The following is a 14,219-nucleotide window of genomic DNA, read 5'->3' as shown; positions in this document are numbered from 1 at the left end:
CGATATTCGTTTCAGGCAGGGTTTATGGACAGCAACAACGACTGGCGCCAGCGCCTCTACATCATGGTGTTCCAAAGCGACACCGTCGCCGGGCGGCGCTTTGACGGCATCCTGCTGCTGATCATCCTCGCCAGCCTGGTGATCGTGATGCTCGACAGCATCGACACAATTCACCAGAACTACGCCGACGTGCTGGCCTATATCGAGTGGGGTTTCACGCTGATCTTCGCCATCGAGTACGGCCTGCGCCTGTATTGCTCGCCCAAGCCGCTGCGCTATGCCTTCAGCTTTTATGGCTTGGTGGACCTGCTCGCCATCGTCCCCGGCATCCTCGCGCTGTACTACAGCGACGCCCAGTATCTGCTGATCATCCGCATCATCCGCATGCTGCGCATCTTCCGCGTGCTCAAGCTCAGCCCGTATCTCAAGCAGGCCAACTACCTGATGGCGGCGCTGCGCGGCAGCAAGCAGAAGATCGTGGTGTTCCTGGTCAGCGTGTGCACCCTGGTGACGGTGTTCGGCACCTTGATGTACGTGATCGAAGGCCCGGAACATGGCTTTACCAGTATCCCCAAGGGCATCTACTGGGCGATCGTCACCCTGACCACCGTGGGCTTCGGCGATATCGTGCCCAAGACGCCCCTGGGCCAGGTTATTTCATCGCTGGTGATGATCACCGGTTACTCGATCATCGCCGTGCCGACGGGTATTTTTACGGCTGAACTGGCCAGTGCCATGCGCGGCGAACAGCTGCATACCGACTGCCCAGTGTGCAAGAAGGACAGCCATGAACCCAACGCCGCGTTTTGTGCGCGCTGTGGCAGCAATCTGTTTCGCAAACTGGAATAAGCAAAGTTCTTTTTAATCTTTAAAGCTCTATGAAGGCCCGGCTATAGTCGCTGGCAAATTGCCTCCCTCTTCTCGAACAACAAGGAATGAGCAGTGAAAAAAATCCTCAGCGCCTCCCTACTGGCCGCCGGCCTGGCCCTGGCGGGCTCCGCCCAGGCAGCGACCACCCTGCTCAACGTCTCCTACGACGTGATGCGCGATTTCTACAAGGACTACAACGCCGCCTTCCAGAAGCATTGGGCAGCCGAGCACCCGGACGACAAGCTGACGTTGCAGATGGCCTTCGGCGGCTCCAGCAAACAGGCGCGCTCGGTGATCGACGGCCTGCCCGCCGATGTGATCACCATGAACATGGCCACCGACATCAATGCCCTGGTCGACAACGGCAAGCTGGTGCCGGACAACTGGGTGACACGCCTGCCGAATAACAGTGCGCCATTCACCTCAGCCACAGTCTTTATCGTGCGCAAAGGCAACCCCAAGGCGTTGAAAGACTGGCCCGACCTGCTCAAGGATGGCGTGCAAGTGATCGTGCCCAACCCGAAGACCTCGGGCAACGGCCGCTACACCTACCTGTCGGCCTGGGGCTACGTGTTGAAGAACGGCGGCGATGAAGACAAGGCCAAGACCTTCGTTGGAAAGTTGTTCAAGCAAGCGCCCGTGCTGGACACCGGTGGCCGCGCCGCCACCACCACCTTCATGACCAACCAGATTGGCGACGTGTTGGTGACCTTTGAAAACGAAGCGGAAATGATCGCCCGTGAGTTTGGCCGTGATCAGTTCGAAGTGGTCTACCCAAGCGTCTCCGCCGAAGCCGAACCGCCGGTGTCGGTGGTGGATAAAGTGGTCGAGAAAAAAGGCACTCGTGCGGTGGCTGAGGACTACCTCAAGTATCTGTGGTCGCCCGAAGGCCAGGAAATTGCGGCCAACAATTACCTGCGCCCACGGGACCCTAAGGTGCTGGCCAAGTACACCGACCGGTTCCCCAAGGTGGACTTCCTGTCGGTGGAGAAGACCTTCGGCGACTGGCGCACAGTGCAAAAGACCCATTTCAATGATGGCGGGGTGTTTGACCAGATCTACTCTGGCCAATAATCCATCTGACTGAATCAACTCGGTCAAACCTGTGGGAGCTGGCTTGCCTGCGAAAGCGATCTATCAGTCATATTTCTGGTGACTGGTGCACCGCCATCGCAGGCAAGCCAGCTCCCACTTTTTTGCGTAGGGCAGATGTGTCTGAATGTATCATCAGCCCGCATAAGTGATATCACCACAAGCAGCCTACTCACTTGCGAGCCTTGTCTTTACTCTCTCACGCCATCGTCCTTCGCCTTTATGAGTACACCATGAACGCAACCTCTCACGCTGCAGGCACCATGACCCGGGGCATGGTCATGCTGTTCGCGTTTTGCTGCGGCGCCATTGTCGCCAACATCTACTACGCGCAACCGATCATCGAGCTGATTGCCCCGGACATTGGCCTGACGCCGGCAATGGCCAGCCTGATCGTGTCCCTCACGCAAATCGGCTATGCCCTGGGCCTGTTTTTCCTGGTGCCTCTGGGCGACCTGCTGGAAAACCGCAAGCTGATGATCGCCACCACCGTCGTGGCGATCGCCAGCCTGCTGGGTGCGGCGTTTATCGAACAGCCGAACCTGTTCCTGCTGGTGTCGCTGCTGATCGGTTTCAGTTCCGTCTCGGTGCAGATCCTGATTCCGCTGGCCGCACACCTGGCGCCGGCCGAGTCCCGTGGGCGGGTGGTCGGCAGCATCATGGGCGGCCTGCTGCTGGGCATCCTGCTGGCACGGCCGGTGTCGAGCGTGGTGGCCGACCACTTCGGCTGGCGTGCGATGTTCATGGCGGCCGCCGCACTGATGGCGTTCATCAGCGTGGTGCTGATGCTGACAATCCCCAAGCGCCAGCCCGATCACAGTGCCAGCTACGGCCAGTTGCTGCGCTCCCTGGGCACCCTGTTGCGTGAACAACCGCTGTTGCGCCAGCGGGCGTTCTACCAGGGTTGCATGTTCGCCGCCTTCAGCCTGTTCTGGACTGCCGTACCACTGGAACTGGCGCGTAACCACGGCCTGAGCCAAAGCGAGATCGCACTGTTTGCCCTGGTCGGTGCACTTGGCGCCATCGCCGCGCCCATGGCCGGTCGCCTGGCCGACGCCGGCCATACCCACCGCGCCTCGTTGCTGGCGATGCTGTTTGGCGCGCTGAGTTTCCTGCCGGCGTTGGTACACCCGCTTTACAGCGTGATCGGCCTGGCAGTCACCGGTGTGGTTCTGGACTTCTGCGTGCAGATGAATATGGTCCTCGGCCAGCGCGCCATCTACGCCCTCGATGCCAACAGCCGCAGCCGCCTGAACGCGCTGTACATGACCAGCATTTTTATCGGCGGTGCGTTCGGTTCAGCGATTGCCAGCAGCGTGTATGAACATGGCGGCTGGTTGGCCGTCATGCTGGTGGGCAGTGCATTTGCGCTGGTTGCGTTGTTGCGTTTCATGAGCGTTGCACGTAAAGCCGCGTTGGCCACCGTCCAAGCGTCCTGACGAGCCCGTGCGCCACTTCAAAACGCACAAAAGGGCGGGACTTAATCAACACGTGAGTAAGTCCCGCCCCCGCCTTGCTTCCAGCAGTGGCGCCCGTCAAAGGCGCGCGATCAAGGCATTAGAGATAACTGCCCTCTTTGATGTTGAGCCCGATGACATCTTCTGGACTGATCATTCGGGTGCTTTTGATCAGGAAGTCGGTCTTGCCATCGCCATCCAGGTCGACCGCCAGCAAGTAACGTCCCGTTTGCGGATTAAACTTGATGATGGTGTCGCCTGCCGCCCCCGTATAGTTCTCGACGAAGTTCAACGCTACCTTGCCGTCGAGCACCATTTGCGACAGGTCGATCTTGTCCTGCCCCGTGTTGAAGTCCAACAACAAGTCGGCATTGGCACGGGTTGAATCGCTAAAGGCGTTGAACTTGAAGGTGTTCCAACCGCCGCCGCCCACCAACGTATCGGCCCCCGCGCCACCGGTGAGCACATTATCCGCACTGTTACCGATGATGCGATCGTTACCATGGCCCCCCACAGCATTTTCGATCACCGTCTTCTCGCCGATCCTGACGTTTTCCTTCATCCCCCCAACGCTGGAAAACGAACCACCGCGCAAGTTGATGATTTGATCCTGCTTGAAGCCAGAGAAATCAAAGGTATCGTTCCCACGCTCATCCCATACGTTGAAGTCTGGCTTATCGGCCGCGGACGTCAGGGTCGTTTCCGCCTTGCCAGTATTCGAGTTGAATCCATAGGTGGTGTCATCGGTTCTGGTGTCACGGGGTTGCTTGGGTTTATCAACGACTGGCAGGGTGTCGACGTTGAGCTTGGGCTTATCAACGACTGGCAGGGTGTCGACGTTGGGCTTGGGCTTATCAACGACTGACATGGTGTCGATGTTGGGCTTGGGCTTATCAACGACTGGAATGGTGTCGACGTTGGGCTTGGGCTTATCAACGACTGGCAGGGTGTCGACGTTGGGCTTGGGCTTATCAACGACTGGCATGGTGTCGACGTTGGGCTTGGGCTTATCAACGACTGACATGGTGTCGATGTTGGGCTTGGGCTTATCAACGACTGGCAGGGTGCCGACGTTGGGCTTGGCCTTATCAACGACTGGCAGGGTGCCGACGTTGGGCTTGGGCTTATCAACGACTGGCAGGGTGTCGACGTTGGGCTTGGACTTATCAACGACTGGCAGGGTGCCGACGTTGGGCTTGGGCTTATCAACGACTGGCAGGGTGTCGACGCTGGGTTTGGGCTTACCACCGACTGGCGTGGTGTCGATGTTGGGCTTGGGCCTATCACTTACTGGCGTGGTGTAGCCACTTGGCCGAGGCTGATCGGCTGCCGGCTTGGTACCGCCGTTTGGCCGGGGCTGATCGGCTGCCGGCTTGGTACCGCCGTTTGGCTGAGACTGATCTGTTGCCCCCTTGGTACCGCCGTTTGGCTGGGGCTGATCGGCTGCCGGCTTGGTACCGCCGTTTGGCCGGGGCTCAGGAGTGGGTTTGGTATTTTCCTCTGCCATCGGATAGCAACGGGCCGTCACCACGTTGCCGGAATGGATGTCTCCAAGTCGAAGCAGCCCCGAGTTTAGACTCAATCCATACATTCGCTGCTGATGAGTGCGTGCCCCTATCAGCGGAGCAGAAAGATTAAGCAATTGAGAGTTTGTTGAGGCTTGTTTGTCGGCTGCTAAGTTCGCGTCGCGATGAAGGAAACTGGCAGCCTCACTTTCAGCTGGATTGCCAGAACGTAGCACCTGAGACGGCTGAGGGGCCGCGTTCGGTGTGGGCACATAATAATTTGCAGCGGGTGTATTTGCATTGATCATAATCACGTTTCTCAGTTAGTTAAAAACAACAACACAACACTTCACACGTAAGTCACCGGTGAATTCCTAGACATCCAACTTCATTAATAGCCATTCAAATCTTTAAGTCGATCAACCTCCCCTTCCGAGCCGCTACGGCCAGTCCGTGCATAACCGCCCACCCATTCAACCATTCACAACCCAAGAAAATTAATTACCCGACAAACCAATCTTTATATAAGTATCACAGCACCCGCTTTACTGACGAACATCAAGCCATTGCTGATTGTTTGCACTTATACACTGCGTAATACATGATTTGATTTTGCAACAGACTCGATTTAAATCGAGCAATCAGCGCGACTTTTTTACTTATAAAAGCAGCACGCTACTTGAACGTATTCAGCGTGCGGCTGCCGGTGATTGGCGCCCGTTCCAAGACCGCGCTGAATACGCCGACTGATCGTTTCGACTGGCAGCTCTCGGCTCGCAAGGATCCGGTTGCGGATCACAGGGATCTGGACGAGGCGTCGGCTCGCGGGTCACCGGCCATGGCCGGGGCTCACGCGGGTTCGGGCGCGGCATGGGCTCACACGGGGCCGGACGTGGTGTCGGCTCGCGGGGCTCAGGCCGTGGCCTGGGGTCACGCGGGGACGGGCGCGGCATGGGCTCACACGGGTCTGGACGTGGTGTCGGCTCGCGGGTCTCCGGGCGTGGCCGGGGGTCACGCGGCTTCGGGCGTGGCGTTGGCTCACACGGGTCTGGACGTGGTGTCGGCTCGCGGGTCTCCGGGCGTGGCCGGGGGTCACGCGGCTTCGGGCGTGGCGTTGGCTCCCACGGGTCTGGACGTGGCGTCGGTTCGCGGGTCTCCGGGCGTGGCCAAGGGTCACGCGGGTGCGGGCGTGGCGTGGGCTTCCACGGGGCTGGACGTGGCGTCGGCTCGCGGGTCTCCGGGCGTGGCCGAGGGTCACGCGGCTTCGGGCGTGGCGTTGGCTCCCACGGGTCTGGACGTGGCGTCGGCTCGCGGGTCTCTGGCCGTGGCCTGGGTTCACGCGGGGACGGGCGCGGCTTTGGCTCACACAGGTCTGGACGTGGCGTCGGCTCACAAGGCTCTGGCCGTGGCTTCGGCTCACAGCGGTCCGGACTTGGCTTCGGCTCACAAGGGTCTGGCTGTGGCTTCGGCTCACAGCGGTCTGGACTTGGCTTCGGCTCACAAGGGTCTGGCTGTGGCTTCGGCTCACAGCGGTCTGGACTTGGCTTCGGCTCACAAGGGTCTGGCTGTGGCTTCGGCTCACAGCGGTCTGGACTTGGCCTGGGCTCCTCAGGCTTTGGCTCCTTCGGTTTGGGCTCAGGCTTGGTTTTGGGTTCGTCGAATTGAGGCCGCGGCGCAGGCTTGGGGTCTTTCGGTTCAGGGTTTGGCGTAGGGGTATCGCCGTGTGCCACGACATCACCCGCGTTTATCCGGCCGATGCTTTTTACGAACAGGTCAGCCTTGCCGTTGCCCGTCAGGTCCAGGGCCAGACTTCCCTCATTACTGCCCTCGCTGTAACTCATCACAGCCTGGCCGGGTTGACCCGTTAAGCGATCAACGAATTTAAGCGCACTGAGATTGGCCCTTTTCAAAGCCCCGGAGACGTCAATTTTGTCTGCACCACTTTCAAAATCCAGAATTACATCGGGGTTATCCGGCGTGGAATCATTGGCATGGTCATAGACAAAAGTGTCTGCCCCCCCTCCCCCTGACAACCGGTCTGCTCCACCGCCCCCTTTGAGACGATTGGCGACCTGGTTACCTATGAGAGCGTCATCTCCCTTGCCGCCCACCGCGTTTTCCAGTGTGACGCCCTTGGCTATGGAGACATTACCCTTCAACGCACCGACATCCGAAAAAGACTCGGCATTGAGATTGATTTTCTGAGGCTGTGAATACCCAGAGAAATCCAACGTGTCTTTCCCACCACCATCCCACACACAAAAAACAGGGTTGTCATTTGGCGACTTCAAACTAAGCGCTTCACGGTTCGTATTGGAATTAAACCCATAGGTTGTATCGGTATTGCGCGTATTGGTATTCGGCCCATACAGTTTCTGGACAGCCGAGATGTCATCCATCATCGGCGCAGAAGGGTTCAACAATTTGAAGTCGTGGCCTGGCTGGTTTTTTTCTGAATAGTAACTCATCACCGAACGCGCTCGAGTATCCCCTGCATAGACTGCGTCACGCCCATAGTTACCAAAACCATCATAACGCCCCGGGTGTTCCAGGCCGATTGAATGACCTATTTCATGGATAAGCACCCCGCGAAAATAATGACCCAGTGGAGGGTTCGCCCCCGCATTCGCCGTTCCAATATTTACGAAGGTTCGAGTCATGAACTTATCAGGCAGTGAGGCCACTCCCCCCGGTGTTCCGGGCATTTCACTGATATCAACATGACCGTCTGAATGTTGCGGTTTTTCAGTAAATGTAACGTTAGCGACATCCTGCCAGGATTGCAGTGCCTGCCTGACCTGCTCTGCCTGCTGCGGGGTAAAGCCCTTGGAGACGCGAACGGACAAGGTAATTTTGCCGTCACCATTATTATCATGAACCTTGAAACCGTTGCGGGTGATGTGTTTTCCCGCCTGTTCCGTAGTAAACACCGGCTTTTTACTATTGAGTGTATAGGCCCCGGCAGGGCTTTCTGGGCTGATACTGCTATTAAGAGCTGGTTCCTTGGGTATAACAATATTAGGTGTGGATGGTCCTGGCACTCTCATAAACCAACGTCCTCATAAAAATCAGACTCGAGGCTGTAACATCAGCACGTTCGAGATACCGATTCCCGCCCACCAAGAGCAGCAGTAGTTATCGGCACAGCGTTAAATTCGCACACTCCCTTGCCGTACACCAGCGGTGAAATAATTCAACTCGACACACTCTAAAATTTAAAAACACTTTAATCTTATACTTGAAAACTTCCGAAACCCCAGAACAGATAGCACTTTAACCGCAAACATGATAACTCTTTGTTTTGCATGAACATTAAACCTCACAAACACACTTTACATAATTTTTATTGCAAAGCGTTATTCACAATCAGACAACACCCCAATCGCCCAAAAACCTATACCCGACTGGCAACTTTTAACCCGTCCTACACAACAACCCAATGCACAGACGAATAGCAGAGTTCGTATTGAAAGAAAAAACCTGCAGTGCTCATACAACGGTTTTAGTCTGGCCGAGGACGGTCATTGAATGTACTGCAACAACCGATCCGGCTGACGCTCCAAAACTGAAACATGAAAAACGCACTGCAATACGGCCAGTGTGTGCCTCAACGGGAGTGTTCGACGGTTGAGCAGAGCCTTGCAGGCGCCCTATGAAGCGACGAAGCAGAACGATCACCGAGCGCTGATAGCCCGCTGCAAAGGACACGGCTGAAGGGAGAAAACGTACGGCAGGCAGGCTTGAACGCGGTGATGCGCGCGTCCAAGCCTGGACAGAGGTAACCGGGAGAGCGGCGCTACGGCACAAAGGTGCAAGCGCAATCGTTGGGTTGCAGGGGCTGGCATTCCCAGGCAATCACCGTCAGGAAAAGCTGCAAGCTCAAGGCGGTGAAAGGTACGCGTGTTGTTGGTCAGACGCTGCGATGGCATGCTCTGGGCTGATCAAGGGACTAGCCAATAGCCACCGGACTCACCGGAATATCGACCGCACCTTATTTACAAACCCCTTGAACGATGAAAAAACTTTCTGGATAAACCTTCTCCCCGGCCGGGGCGCCGGGCCGGGGCTTGGCCTCGGCTCTGGCTGTGGGTCAGGGTCAGGCTTGGGATCAGGCTTGGAGTCAGTCGGCTCCGAAATGGGACTGGGAACGGGACTCGGAACGGGTTCCGACACAGGGACAACAGTGGGCCCAGGCGTCGGTGTGACAGTCGGCGCCTCACCGTTCCAGATCACATCCGTCTGCTTGATCTGGCTTTGGCTGGCGATCATCAGATCCGCCGTGCCGTTCCCCGTTGTATCCACAGCCAACGTGGAACGGCCAGTCTTCGAGTCATGACCGAGCACGGCATCCCCCGCTTTTGTGCCGAATTTATCAACGAAATTCAACGACTTGATCCCTGCCTCCTGGAGAACGCCGGTGAGGTCGATCTTGTCGAGCCCGCTTTGGAAGTCCTGAATAACGTCTGGGTTCTGCGGTGTCGAATCGCCGATGCGGTGATACACAAACGTGTCTGCCCCTGCACCGCCGTGCAACTTATCGGCACCCTTGCCGCCCGTAAGGCGATTGTTGCCCTCGTTTCCCGTCAAGGTATCGTTGCCGGCACCGCCGATGGCATTTTCGACAATGACGCCCTTGGCAATCGATACGTTCCCGCGCAAGCCTCCCACGTCCGAAAACGCCTCAGCCTTGAGGTTGATGGTTTGGTTCTGGGTAAACCCGGAGAAATCGAGCGTATCGTTACCGCCGCCATCCCAGACGGTAAAAATCGGCTTGTCACTCCCCTGCTTGAGGCTGTAGACCTCGCGACCGGCATTGGAATTGAAGCCATAGGTAGTGTCGGTATTGCGGGTCTTCGTATTGGCGCCATAGAGCCGCTGTGCTGCCGCGACATCGTCCATCATCGGTGCCGCCGGGCTGCGGCCGGCAAACTTGTGCCCCGGTTGATGGGTCTCGGCCCAATAGCTCATGACACTGCGTGCCTTGGTGTCCTGTGCATATTCGGCACTGCGCTCGTAGTTGAAGCCTTGGCCATTGTATTCACCTGGATGACTGAGCCCCAGGGTATGCCCCAGTTCATGGATCAACAAACCCAGAAAGTGGCTGCCCATGGTCGGGTTCTGCCCACCCGAAGTGCCTATATTGGCCTGGACTTTTGCATGCTGACCGAACGGAAAGGTTGCCCAGCCTCCCGATCCGCCAGTCCCCTTGATAGTGATCTTGCCATCGGTGTTTGAGCCATTTTCAACAAATTCGATATTGGCGATATCCGCCCAGTATTGAAGGGCTTGCCTGGCTCGCTCTTTCTGCGCCGCATTGAACCCCCCGGAAAAGTTAAACCCCACCACAACTTTTCCATCTCTATTACTGTCCTTAAACTTCGCGTTACTGCGCGCAATATGTTTCGCCGCCTGGTCCGTGGTGAAAGATTTTTTATTATTGGCCCAACGAATAACTTGCTTTTCATCAGGTGAAAAATTGGAGTTCAATGTCTCAGGGGGATGCGACTGGAAAGATTGTCTAACTGGGATATGCATGGCACTTTACTACTCTGAACAGTGAAATGAATCGTCCATGTACAGGAGTTATCGATGCCGACTGTTCCGTAGTCAGCCCGATAAAGCTCCCATATTGAAAACGCCTTCACCATCGCTAATTCTTTGCAAGAAAACCCTATAAACACGACCGCAAAAAATCCGCACACAGTTTATTCAGCGCAGCACAGCCGCCCCTTATCAATCACGCTAAAACCCTGATACTACAGACGTAAAAACGCGCAAAGCGTTAATTTAATCGGGTCGACAGTTAAACTTCAAACATTCAGCAACCCACTCAAACACATCAGAAAAAAATAAGCTCAGTGCCAGGGTTTTATCTGAGACCTGGCCTCGTCAAGCACTACATGACGGGGTTGTCCTAACCTACCGGGACTTGGGTCAGGCTCATACGCAATGCCGGTGGTCCAGGCAGCACAGCAAGCGTTCAACGGTGTGCGCCAATGGGCCGGAATTATCCAACACGAACAAACCCGCGCCGTGACCTGCGATCAATTCGGCAGTGAACCGCGCATTGCGCGCCAGGCGTTGCTCGATATCCGCCAACGACTCCCGCCCACGCGCAATCAGACGTTGGCGCAACACCGCTTGGTCCACCGTCAGCAGCAATACCAGCAAGGTCGGATAACGCTCGCGGGTCTGCGCCAGGTGGGCACGGGAGCCGTTGACCAAAACATCGTCGCCGGCGGCCAGCCAATCGTCGATGTCCTTGGAGATGCCGTAGGACAAGCCATTAGCCTGCCAGCTCAAGGCAAATGCACCCTCGGCCTCCATCGCCGCAAACTGCTCGGGGCTCACGCCTTGCGCCGCTTCGCCCACCGCCTCCGCTGACCGTGTGATTACCCGCCGCACCAGGCGACACCCACGCTCGACCAGGCGTGGGCGCGCGGCGTCCAGCAGGCTGTCCTTGCCCGACCCCGATGGCCCGATGAGATAGATCAACCTGCCCGCCATCAAAACACCCTCTTCGCTTGTCTCCAGACCTGTACCGGCGCCCCGGTGTCAGCATTCGGCGCGTCAAGCCATCGTCAGGGCTGGAAAGTATTTCCAGCCAACCTGCCCTTGCAGGCCGGCGGCGGCCACATTACCCGAGTGTGACCTACCGCGCACCACGCTCGGCACGTGCACCAGGCTTTCCGGGCTTACTTGAGTGAGTATGTAAATTTGTAACAACGATACAACATGAAACAAATGCTCGATGGTCGCCCCTACTCACAATCTATAGAAAGCTCAGCACGCTCCTACATGGGAATGTTTTTCATCCTACAGCTGACAGTTTAAACAAGGATCTAGAACATAGCGTTCGACGTAATTGTAGTAGGCGCGTGCCGTTCAGGGAGTGTGCATGTGCCGAATGAATTGATGGCCCTGTGTCAGGCATTGCCCCATGCAGCCATTCTCGGCTTCGGCATGGCCTTGGCCCAATCTTCGGTAGACCTGGACATCGTGGCGGAGGTCATGCCGCCGCCCATGCTGGCAGGATTGCTCATTTCCATGGGTAGCCTGGGGGATCGCAAAGGCCATCGCAAACTCCTGCTGATCGGCTCACTGGGGTTTACCCTGGTGTCGGTGATGACCGCTTATTCCAGCACCGCCACGCAGTTGGTCGTGGGACGCGCATGCATGGGGGTTTTCGGGGCGATGTTGATGCCGTCAACGCTGGCGCTGATTCGCTCAGTGTTCGAGGACCGGGAAGAGCGTCGCCTGGCCGTGGCGATCTGGGCAACCACCTTGACCGTCGGTTCTGCGCTTGGGCCGTTGGTCGGCGGCATATTGCTGGAGTTCTTCAGTTGGGGGTCGATTTTTCTCCTGGCCGTACCGGTGCTGGTGCCTCTTTTGATCCTCGGCCTCTGGCTGCTGCCTGAGTCCGAGCCGGACGCGTCGGGGCCGATGGATGTCATCAGCATTGCGCTCTCGATGGTCGCCCTCAGTGCGCTGGTGTACAGCATCAAGCATGTCGCCAGTGAAGGGCCGGACGCCTGGGCACTGGCGGTATTGGCCGTTGCAATCGTGAGCGGCTGGCAATTCGTACGCCGTCAGTTGCGCCTCCCTACCCCCTTGATGGACCTGAGCCTGTTTCGCAACAAGACGTTCAGCGGCTCGGTGACCATTAACCTGATGAGCCTGGCCTTCATGATCGGCTTCGTGTTCTTTGCCACTCAGTTGCTGCAAATCGTCCTGGGCATGTCGCCCTTGAACGCCAGCCTGGCGTTGATACCGGGCCAGCTCATGGCGATTGTGGTGGGGATCCTGATCGTCCCGGTCGCCCAGCGCGTCTCGGTCAATGTCCTGATTCCCATCCTGCTGGCCTTCACTGCCGGCGCGTTTTTGCTGGTGGCCAGCCTCGGTAGCAGTTTGACGGTGATCGTGGTTGCGTTTGCCTTGCTGAACATTGGCGTCGGCGCCATTGCTACCGTCTCTAACGACGTGATCCTGTCGGCCGCCCCAGCCAACAAAGCCGGCGCCGCGTCAGCCATCAGCGAGACGGCCTATGAAGTCGGCGTAGTACTCGGCACCACCGTGCTCGGTGGCCTGGTGACGGCGTACTACCGTGGCACGCTGCACCTACCGGACTTCTTGAGCCCTATGCAAATGCAACTGGCAAGCGAAACCTTGGCAGGCGCGCACGCAATCTCGGCCACCCTGGCGCACGACCAGGCCAGTGAAGTCATGGGCAACGCTATACAGGCATTTGTAGGAGGGACTCAACTGATGGCCTGGGCCACCTTCAGCTTGGCGGTGCTGGCCATTGTCATCGCCAGGCGCACATTGAAAGGCCAGGAGACTGCGCCGGTGTGAAGTGGGTGCGGGCGGACGAACCAAGTACATCTTGAGTGCGGGGGTAACCCGACAGGACGCCGGGTTAGATCCAACATCCCGATCGACTGTCAGGCCGCCTTCGCGAGCAAGCCCGCCCCCACACTTGGATTGCGGGGCGTCAGGTAGATAGGTATCGGCTGGCAGGCCTTCATCGCAGGCAAGCCAGCTCCCACAATTGGTCAGGTGTCGGCTGTCAGGCAAGCTGCCGCCCAACTATAGGGCGATGCGAGGGAGCTTGCTCCCGTGACGGCTTGACAGCCGACGCTGGGCCAACTGAAGCGCTGCGATCCAAATGTGGGAGCTGGCTTGCCTGCGAAGGCGGCTTGGCAGCCGACCAATATGTTGGATCCAGACCGAGTACATATCCGTTATTGAGGTAACAGCCACTTAGGGTTCCGAGCAACGGCGGCTACAATCTACAAAGTTGTGTAGATACCTATGGTCATCGCAGGCAAGCCCGCTCCCACAGTGGAGAGCATTTCAAATCGGAAATAAAAAAGGCGACCTGAACACGGTCGCCTTTTGTCATTGCGCGTACTGCTTGCTCAGCCCCGGCGGCACGCCCTGCACGTTGGTTTCTTCCCATGGCCCGTTGGGGCTGATGGACCGGCTCCAGCCGTTGCTCCAGCGGTAGTAGGTGCGCTGGCGGTAGAAGGTGTCAGGCTGGTCATCCAGCACGTACACCTGCATCTTGCCGTCCCAGTGGCTGGCGGCGCCCGGCGGTGGGGCGAAGGTCGGCGATTTGCTTGGCAGAGGCTTGGGCGGCGGCGTCACCGGGCCAGATGGTTTGGTGCTCGGCTGGGTCGAGGGGCCAGACGGTGGAATAGTCGGGCCGGTCGGCGCCGCAGGTGGGCGGTGGACCGCACAGGCGCTCAGGCCCAGTACCAGGCTGAGCAGGGTGATGCGTGCAAATGCGGTCATG

At 57.7% G+C, this 14,219-nt stretch carries 9 protein-coding genes; 4 read left to right on the top strand and 5 right to left on the bottom strand.

Features of this window, described 5'->3' with window-relative positions; translation table 11 throughout:
- The first annotated feature begins 24 nt into the window (after nucleotides 1-24).
- The 3 genes from GH769_RS05275 to GH769_RS05265 all read left to right on the top strand — a co-directional run bounded on the left by GH769_RS05275 (nucleotide 25) and on the right by GH769_RS05265 (nucleotide 3,401).
- A complete protein-coding gene (locus GH769_RS05275) occupies nucleotides 25-849 on the top strand; it encodes an ion transporter (RefSeq protein WP_014717713.1) in 825 nt (274 codons plus the stop codon).
- Between the two features lie 93 nt (nucleotides 850-942).
- Nucleotides 943-1,944, top strand: coding sequence for a sulfate ABC transporter substrate-binding protein (locus tag GH769_RS05270; protein ID WP_032902978.1), 1,002 nt, complete (start codon nucleotides 943-945; stop codon nucleotides 1,942-1,944).
- Between the two features lie 251 nt (nucleotides 1,945-2,195).
- Nucleotides 2,196-3,401: an MFS transporter gene (locus GH769_RS05265; protein WP_014717711.1), complete on the top strand. Its 1,206-nt coding sequence runs from the start codon at nucleotides 2,196-2,198 to the stop codon at nucleotides 3,399-3,401.
- 118 nt (nucleotides 3,402-3,519) lie between these two features.
- Here GH769_RS05265 and GH769_RS05260 read toward each other — a convergent pair whose 3' ends face one another.
- The 4 genes from GH769_RS05260 to phnN all read right to left on the bottom strand — a co-directional run bounded on the left by GH769_RS05260 (nucleotide 3,520) and on the right by phnN (nucleotide 11,431).
- Nucleotides 3,520-5,232: a M10 family metallopeptidase C-terminal domain-containing protein gene (locus GH769_RS05260; protein ID WP_256670299.1), complete on the bottom strand. Its 1,713-nt coding sequence runs from the start codon at nucleotides 5,230-5,232 to the stop codon at nucleotides 3,520-3,522.
- 381 nt (nucleotides 5,233-5,613) lie between these two features.
- Nucleotides 5,614-7,323, bottom strand: coding sequence for a M10 family metallopeptidase C-terminal domain-containing protein (locus GH769_RS05255; RefSeq protein WP_256670323.1), 1,710 nt, complete (start codon nucleotides 7,321-7,323; stop codon nucleotides 5,614-5,616).
- A gap of 1,570 nt (nucleotides 7,324-8,893) precedes the next feature.
- Nucleotides 8,894-10,459 (bottom strand): M57 family metalloprotease, encoded by a 1,566-nt coding sequence (locus tag GH769_RS05250; RefSeq protein ID WP_014717709.1) that lies wholly within the window; start codon nucleotides 10,457-10,459, stop codon nucleotides 8,894-8,896.
- A 405-nt stretch (nucleotides 10,460-10,864) separates the two neighbouring features.
- Complete coding sequence (gene phnN / locus GH769_RS05245; protein ID WP_014717708.1) at nucleotides 10,865-11,431, bottom strand: phosphonate metabolism protein/1,5-bisphosphokinase (PRPP-forming) PhnN; 567 nt, start codon at nucleotides 11,429-11,431, stop codon at nucleotides 10,865-10,867.
- 393 nt (nucleotides 11,432-11,824) lie between these two features.
- On the opposite strand from phnN, the gene GH769_RS05240 reads away from it, so the two are divergent.
- A complete protein-coding gene (locus GH769_RS05240) occupies nucleotides 11,825-13,276 on the top strand; it encodes an MFS transporter (RefSeq protein WP_032902972.1) in 1,452 nt (483 codons plus the stop codon).
- Nucleotides 13,277-13,822: 546 nt separating this feature from the next.
- On the opposite strand, the gene GH769_RS05235 is transcribed toward GH769_RS05240, so the two are convergent.
- Complete coding sequence (locus GH769_RS05235; RefSeq protein WP_005786516.1) at nucleotides 13,823-14,218, bottom strand: hypothetical protein; 396 nt, start codon at nucleotides 14,216-14,218, stop codon at nucleotides 13,823-13,825.
- Nucleotide 14,219: the final 1 nt, after the last annotated feature.

It is taken from the genome of Pseudomonas sp. CFSAN084952 (assembly GCF_009648855.1).
GTDB lineage: Bacteria > Pseudomonadota > Gammaproteobacteria > Pseudomonadales > Pseudomonadaceae > Aquipseudomonas > Aquipseudomonas paracarnis.
Note: the sequence above shows the minus strand (reverse complement) of the source record. Positions and strands in the feature narration are given on the sequence as shown.

Bases quoted from the DNA above. Each gene is read 5' to 3' on its own strand.
- GH769_RS05265 (WP_014717711.1), top strand. From the start codon at position 2,196: ATGAACGCAACCTCTCACGCTGCAGGCACCATGACCCGGGGCATGGTC.
- phnN (WP_014717708.1), bottom strand. From the start codon at position 11,431: ATGGCGGGCAGGTTGATCTATCTCATCGGGCCATCGGGGTCGGGCAAG.
- GH769_RS05260 (WP_256670299.1), bottom strand. From the start codon at position 5,232: ATGATCAATGCAAATACACCCGCTGCAAATTATTATGTGCCCACACCG.
- GH769_RS05255 (WP_256670323.1), bottom strand. From the start codon at position 7,323: ATGGATGACATCTCGGCTGTCCAGAAACTGTATGGGCCGAATACCAAT.
- GH769_RS05275 (WP_014717713.1), top strand. From the start codon at position 25: ATGGACAGCAACAACGACTGGCGCCAGCGCCTCTACATCATGGTGTTC.
- GH769_RS05235 (WP_005786516.1), bottom strand. From the start codon at position 14,218: ATGACCGCATTTGCACGCATCACCCTGCTCAGCCTGGTACTGGGCCTG.
- GH769_RS05250 (WP_014717709.1), bottom strand. From the start codon at position 10,459: ATGCATATCCCAGTTAGACAATCTTTCCAGTCGCATCCCCCTGAGACA.